Source organism: Desulfococcus sp., assembly GCF_041737845.1.
In the GTDB taxonomy this organism is placed as follows: Bacteria; Desulfobacterota; Desulfobacteria; order Desulfobacterales; family Desulfococcaceae; genus Desulfococcus.
In genome coordinates this window covers 1-6278 of sequence record NZ_JBGSQX010000179.1, presented here as the reverse complement: position 1 = coordinate 6278, position 6278 = coordinate 1, and the positions used below count along the sequence as shown (strand labels likewise).

At 64.6% G+C, this 6278-nt stretch carries 6 protein-coding genes; all 6 read left to right on the top strand.

Features of this window, described 5'->3' with window-relative positions:
• Nucleotides 1-1449: gamma-glutamyltransferase family protein (locus tag ACEW8N_RS21855; protein WP_373501995.1), on the top strand; the 1449-nt coding region annotated here is incomplete at its 5' end.
• 108 nt (nucleotides 1450-1557) lie between these two features.
• Nucleotides 1558-1725 (top strand): hypothetical protein, encoded by a 168-nt coding sequence (locus ACEW8N_RS21850; protein ID WP_373501994.1) that lies wholly within the window; start codon nucleotides 1558-1560, stop codon nucleotides 1723-1725.
• 13 nt (nucleotides 1726-1738) lie between these two features.
• Nucleotides 1739-2200, top strand: a complete 462-nt coding sequence (locus ACEW8N_RS21845) for an N-acetyltransferase (protein WP_373501993.1) — start codon at nucleotides 1739-1741, stop codon at nucleotides 2198-2200.
• Nucleotides 2200-3252 (top strand): succinylglutamate desuccinylase/aspartoacylase family protein, encoded by a 1053-nt coding sequence (locus ACEW8N_RS21840; RefSeq protein ID WP_373501992.1) that lies wholly within the window; start codon nucleotides 2200-2202, stop codon nucleotides 3250-3252. The genes ACEW8N_RS21845 and ACEW8N_RS21840 overlap by 1 nt, the downstream gene beginning before the upstream one ends.
• Before the next feature lie 53 nt (nucleotides 3253-3305).
• A complete protein-coding gene (locus ACEW8N_RS21835; protein ID WP_373501991.1) occupies nucleotides 3306-5519 on the top strand; it encodes a tetratricopeptide repeat protein in 2214 nt (737 codons plus the stop codon).
• Nucleotides 5516-6127, top strand: coding sequence for a DUF2284 domain-containing protein (locus ACEW8N_RS21830; RefSeq protein WP_373501990.1), 612 nt, complete (start codon nucleotides 5516-5518; stop codon nucleotides 6125-6127). The genes ACEW8N_RS21835 and ACEW8N_RS21830 overlap by 4 nt, the downstream gene beginning before the upstream one ends.
• Nucleotides 6128-6278: the final 151 nt, after the last annotated feature.

The window sequence follows — 6278 nt, the reverse complement described above, 5'->3', positions numbered from 1 at the left end:
GCCGCCATTGCCGCCGCCGCGACCCTGACGGTGGTGGAACCCACCGGCAGCGGCCTGGGCGGCGATGCCTTCGCCCTGATCTGGGACGGAAAAGGCCTGTCCGGCATCAATGGCTCGGGCCGATCCCCCGAGGCCTGGCACTCGGACCGGTTCAAGGGTCTCCGGGAGATGCCGCCGATCGGATGGGACACGGTCACGGTGCCCGGCGCCGTGGACCTCTGGGCCTCTCTCTGGGAGCGGTTCGGGACCCTTCCCTTCGAGACCGTTCTGTCGCCTGCCGTCCATTACGCCCGGGAAGGGTTCGCGGTCTCCCCGATTACGGCCGCAGCCTGGGATCATGCTGCGCCGACCTATGCCCATCTGCCGGAATTCGCCCGGGTCTTTCTTCCCGGCGGCGGCGCGCCCTCACCGGGGCAATGGTTCCGATGCCCCGACCAGGCGGAGACCCTCCTTTCGATCGCCCGCAGCCGGGGGGAAAACTTCTACCGGGGGGACCTGGCCGAAAAGATCGCCGCAGCGTCGTCAGCCGACGGCGGCGCCCTTGCCCTGTCGGACCTCTCGCGGCATCATTCCGAATGGGTGACGCCCCTCCATATGGACTATCACGGCATCCGGCTCCACGAGATGCCCCCCAACGGCCAGGGCATGGCGGCCCTCATCGCCCTGGGCATCCTGAACCATCACGACGTGCGGGAATATCCGCCGGACTCGGCCGACAGCATCCACCTTCAGGTCGAGGCCATGAAGCTCGCCTTCGGGGTGACCCACGCCCATGTCTGCGACCCCTCCGCCATGGCCGTCGCTCCCGAAAACCTTCTTTCGCCCGCCTTCCTGAAGGAGCTGGCCGGCCGCATCTCGCGAAACCACGCCCGCGATCCTGCGCCCGCGCCCCTGCCGGACCGGGGAACGGTCTATCTTTCGACCGCCGACCGGGCGGGGATGATGGTGTCGTTCATTCAGTCCAATTATGCGGGGTTCGGCTCGGGCATCGTGGTGCCGGGAACAGGCATCAGCCTCCACAACCGGGGCCGGGGCTTCCGGCTCGACCCGGGCCACCCCAACCGGGTGGGCGGCGGCAGGCGCCCCTTTCACACCATCATCCCCGGGTTCGTCACCCGGGACGGCGTCCCCCTCATGAGCCTGGGCGTCATGGGGGCCCACATGCAGCCCCAGGGTCACGTTCAGATGGTGGTCCGGATTTTTGACTGCGGACAGAACCCCCAGGCGGCGTCGGACGCGCCCCGCTGGCATGTTCTGGAGGACGGCACCCTGGCACTGGAAGAGGGCATCGCCCCCGATGTCATTGCGGCCCTGGAAGCCCGGGGCCACCGGATCATCAGCGGCCCGCCGCCCTCAGGCTTCGGCGGCGCCCAGATGATCCTGCGGCTCGACAAGGGGTACTGCGCCGCGTCGGACCACCGCAAGGATGGATGCGCCGTGGGATTCTGACCACCCCCATTTGACCGGCCATTCTTCGGGTATTACCATAATAATACATCCCACTGCGATCTTTTTGAGGATGTTGAATTTGACCGTTTACGATTCAGGAATACAGCCATGACCCAACTCAGCAAGGAACAGACCATCCAGCTCATCAGCACCATCGTTGCCAGGCACGGGTGCAGCATCGTCCTGCTGGACGTTGACAATCACCTTCTCGACATCGACGGCCCTGCGGAAGCCCGTGAAAAATGCGCCAAGGAGCTGGAACTCTTTTTGGATTGACCGGAAAAAAACCATGCAGATCAGAAAAGCGGCCATCGCGGACATTAAATCGATTCACGGCTTGCTCCACCGTCACAGCCACGAGGGGGACCTCATCCCGAGACCCCTCAGCAACCTCTACGATCATGTCCGGGATTTTTCCGTCGCCGTGGAAGAGAAGGGCGGCCGGCTCATCGGGTGCTGCGCCCTTCAATTCTGCTGGGAAGACCTGGGGGAGATCTGTTCCCTGGTGGTGGCGCCGCCCCACCGGAACCAAGGTGTCGCCGCAGCAATGGTCGAGAGCTGCATGGCGGAAGCCCGGGCCTTCGGCATGGCCAGGCTCTTCTCCTTGACCTTCAAACCCGGTTTTTTCAACCGGTTCGGTTTCATCGAAATCGAACGGTCGGAGCTTCCCCTCAAAATCTGGGCGGATTGCATGCTCTGCGTGAAATTCCCGGACTGTGAGGGGATTGCCATGATGAAGATCCTCGCTTGATGGCCACGCAACCGGAATTATGCATCCATCACCAGGACATTCCCGCGGGGTCGCGTGTATCCCTCTGCCTCTCCCTGCCGCGGGTTCACCCGCACATGACGGAAACCATGCCGGTGCATGTCATCCGCGGAGAGATGGACGGACCGCGCCTCTTCATCAGTGCGGCCATCCATGGGGACGAGCTGAACGGCATTGAAATCATCCGAAGGTTCCTCAATCTGCCCATGCTCTCAGGCCTGAATGGCGCCGTCATCGCCGTTCCGGTGGTCAACGCCTACGGGCTGATCCACCATTCCCGGTATCTCGCTGACCGATGCGATCTCAATCGCAGTTTCCCGGGGTCTGAAATCGGTTCGGTGCCCTCACGGATTGCCTGGTGCTTCATGGAGGAGATCGTCCGGAAATGCACCCATGGGATCGATCTCCATACCGGCGGCGCCCATCATTCCAATCTGCCCCAGATTCGCGCCGATATGGACAATGCCGATACCCGGTCCATCGCGCTGGCCTTCGGGGCGCCCGTCATCCTCAATCCCCCCCTCCGGGAAGGGTCCCTGCGGGCGACGGCGACGGCAGACGGCATATCCACCCTGGTCTATGAGGGAGGCCAGGCCCTCCGCTTTGATGAAATCTGCATCCGGACGGGTGTTGAAGGCATCCTCAATGTCCTGCGGGAGCTGAAAATGCTGAACGGTGCGGCCCTCCCCCCTTCGGCGCCGGCGTCGGACCTGGCGCGTTCAAGCTGCTGGCTGAAAGCGCCGACAGGCGGCCTGCTGCGCCTGCTGAAACCCTTGGGGGCCCTCGCAATCAAAGGAGACCTGCTCGGCCTGGTCGACAATCTCTTTGACGACAACACCTCGGAAATCCGGGCCTTGTTCACCGGCATCATCATCGGCCGGAAGGAGATCCCCATGGTTCGGGAGGGCGATGCCGTTTTCCATCTGGCCAGTGTCGACGAACCGGAGGGCGCTGCCCTCCGGATCCAAAACCGGTACGGAAGCGCCGCGGCCGGAAGACTTCCGGACCAGAAAAACGAGCCGAGGATTATCTGATCGGATAATCTGACATACCCAAAGAAAAGGAACCTTTTCGCAGAGGCGTCAATATGGACAATCCCCACAGCCTGATGCAGGCGGCAGCAGGGCATTACCAGGCGGGCCGGTTCGTCGAGGCGGCACGATGCTGCCTCCGGGCTCTGAAGACGGCGCCGGACCATGGGGATGCGCTCCGCATGCTGGGGGCGATGGCGTATCAGGCCGGGGACGGCGCCCGGGCGGTCGATTTCCTGGAACGGGCCGAAGCCGCAATGCCCGGGGACCCGAACGTCCACAATCTGATGGGGCTTGCGCTGCTGATGACCGGCGAGGTAAAATCTGCTGAAGCCCGTTTCAGGAAGGCCCTGGCCATCTGGCGTGCCCCCGAATTTTATAACAACCTCGGAAACGCCTTGAAGGCCCAGAGCCGGGTGGACGAGGCGCTGGACGCCTACCGCGGCGCCCTGGACCTGAATCCGGAATATGCCGGCGCTTACTATAACCTGGGAAACGCCCACCGGAAAAAAAACGATCTGTCCGAAGCCGCGGCATGTTTTCGGAAAGCGTTGGAATTCGCCCCCCGCCTTGGGAATGCCCTGGCCGGCCTGGGTGAGGTGACCCTGGACATGGGCCGGGCCGAAGAGGCACTGCCCATGCTGCTCGAAGCCATCACCCGGTTGCCCGATGATGCCGATCTGCACTGCAGCGCCGGGAATGCCTTCCAGTCGCTGGAAAGGTGGAAGGATGCCGCCGCGGCCCATGATTCCGCCGTCCGGCTGAATCCCCGGCTGGCCAGGGCCTGGTATGGGGCCGGCTGCGTCCTCATACATGATAAGGACTATGCCGGAGCCGCCGCCCATTTTGAGAAGGCTCTGGAGATCGCCCCGAACTGGCCCGAAGCCCTCCACAACCTGGGGCAGAGCCTGTTCAACCTCGGCCAGGTGGAGCGGGCGGTGGATCTCTTCCGCGCCGCCGCCGCGGGCGGCCCCCCCGAGCTGCCGCTGCTGGCCATCGCGGTCGCCATCCCCGGGGACCCGCGCGCCGATAACCCAGCCATTGCCCTGGACCGCCGGCGGTGGGCCGAGAAATGCCTCCCCCGGGCCAAACCCATCCGCGGCATCCCCCCGAAGACGGCAGCGGCTGACGCATCCGTCCCCATCCGAATCGGGTATGTCTCGTCTTTCTTCTCAGATCATAACTGGATGAAGCCCGTCTGGGGCCTCATCAACCATCATGACCGCCGCCGTTTCGAGATCCACCTCTTTTCCCATGGCCCTATCTCGGCCATCACCCACGGCTACACGGCCCACCCGGCGGACCGGTTTCATGACCTTTCAGGGATGACGAATGCCTTGGCCGCGGAGCGCATCCAAAGGGAACAGATCGACATACTGGTGGATCTGAACGGCTACAGCGACACGCGACGCCTGCCCCTGATCGCCCTTCATCCGGCGCCGGTGGTGGTCGGCTGGTTCAACATGTTCGTCACGAGCGGCATGCCGGCCTACGATTACCTCATCGGCGATCACAGCGTCCTGCCGCCCGGGGAAGAGGGGTTCTACGGCGAAAAGATTCTTCGCGTCTCCGGAAGCTGCCTGAGCTTCGAGGTGGGCTATCCGGTGCCCGATGTCACGCCGCCGCCCTGCGCCGCCGCCGGACGCATCACCTTCGGCTGCCTTGCCTCCCAGTACAAGATCACCAGCGGCGTGATGGCCGCCTGGTCCCGGATTCTCGACCGGACGCCCGAAAGCCGCCTGATGCTGAAAAATGCCCGCCTCGGCCAGGTCCGGAACCGGGACCTCCTGATTCGCCTCCTGGAAAAAAACGGCATCCCGGCGGAAAGGGTCCTTCTGGAAGGGCCATCGGATCACTACCGGTTCATCGAAGCTTACGGCCGCGTCGACCTGGCGCTCGACACGTTTCCCTACAACGGCGGCACGACCACCACCGAAGCCCTGTGGCAGGGCGTTCCGGTGATCACCTTCCGGGGCGATCGATGGGCGTCACGGACCAGCGCGTCCATCCTCGACGCGGCCGGGCTGGGCGATTTTGTGGCTCGCGACCGGGAAGACTATGTGGATCTGGCGGTCCGGGTGGCCAGTGCCCCCGATGCCTGCGACAGGCTCGCCGTCCTCAGGCAGGGGATGCGTCAACATCTTCGAGATGCGCCCATCTGTGACACCCGAGGGTTTGCGCGAAACATGGAGCGCATCTATACAGAGATTCGCCCTCGATGCGGCGCCGATGCCCAACACTCAAGCCTTGACAGCATGAGACCGCCATGAGCCCTGTACCATCCGAAAAAAAGAACACCGACGCCGCACTCTTAGCCCTGATCGCCCGGATGCGACGTTCCGGCGCCGCCGATGCCGCGGTCGTATCGGCCGCGGACATTTCGGTGGAGGACGGCCTGGCACGGCTCTGCCTGGAGCCCCGGTGCGAAAACTACGGGCGCTCTCCCGGGTGCCCGCCCCATGTTTCAGGCCCCCGGGGATTCCGGGAGCTTCTGAAATCGTATCGCCTGGCCCTGGCGGTCCGTATCGACGCCCCCACGGAGGTCCTGCTCTCCCCCGAGCGAAGCGAAGTCATGGGGCTTCTCCACGATATCGTGGCCGATGCCGAAGCGGCGGCAATTGAGATGGGATTTCCCAGGGCCATGGCCTTTGCCGGGGGGTCCTGCAAGATGATCTTCTGCCGGGAGCATGCCGAGTGCAGCGTGCTTTCGGGAAGAGTCTGCCGGAACCCCCGCCGGGCCCGGCCGTCCATGTCCGGGTTCGGGATCAACGTCTCCCGGCTGATGCAGGCCGCCGGATGGGCCGGGGCCTACCTCGACCCCCGGGCGGCCGCGGACGGCGGGATGTCCTGGATCGCCGGGCTCGTCCTCATCGACTGACCCCGGCGCAGTTTCGGGGGAAGGGCCTTTCAGCCGCTCTGCCCCAGCACCTGACGGAATGCCGACAGGGCACGGGCGATATCCCCCGCCGATACATGATAATGGGTGACCGCCCGGAGCCGCCTGGGCCCCGCAGCCAGCACGGCCGCGC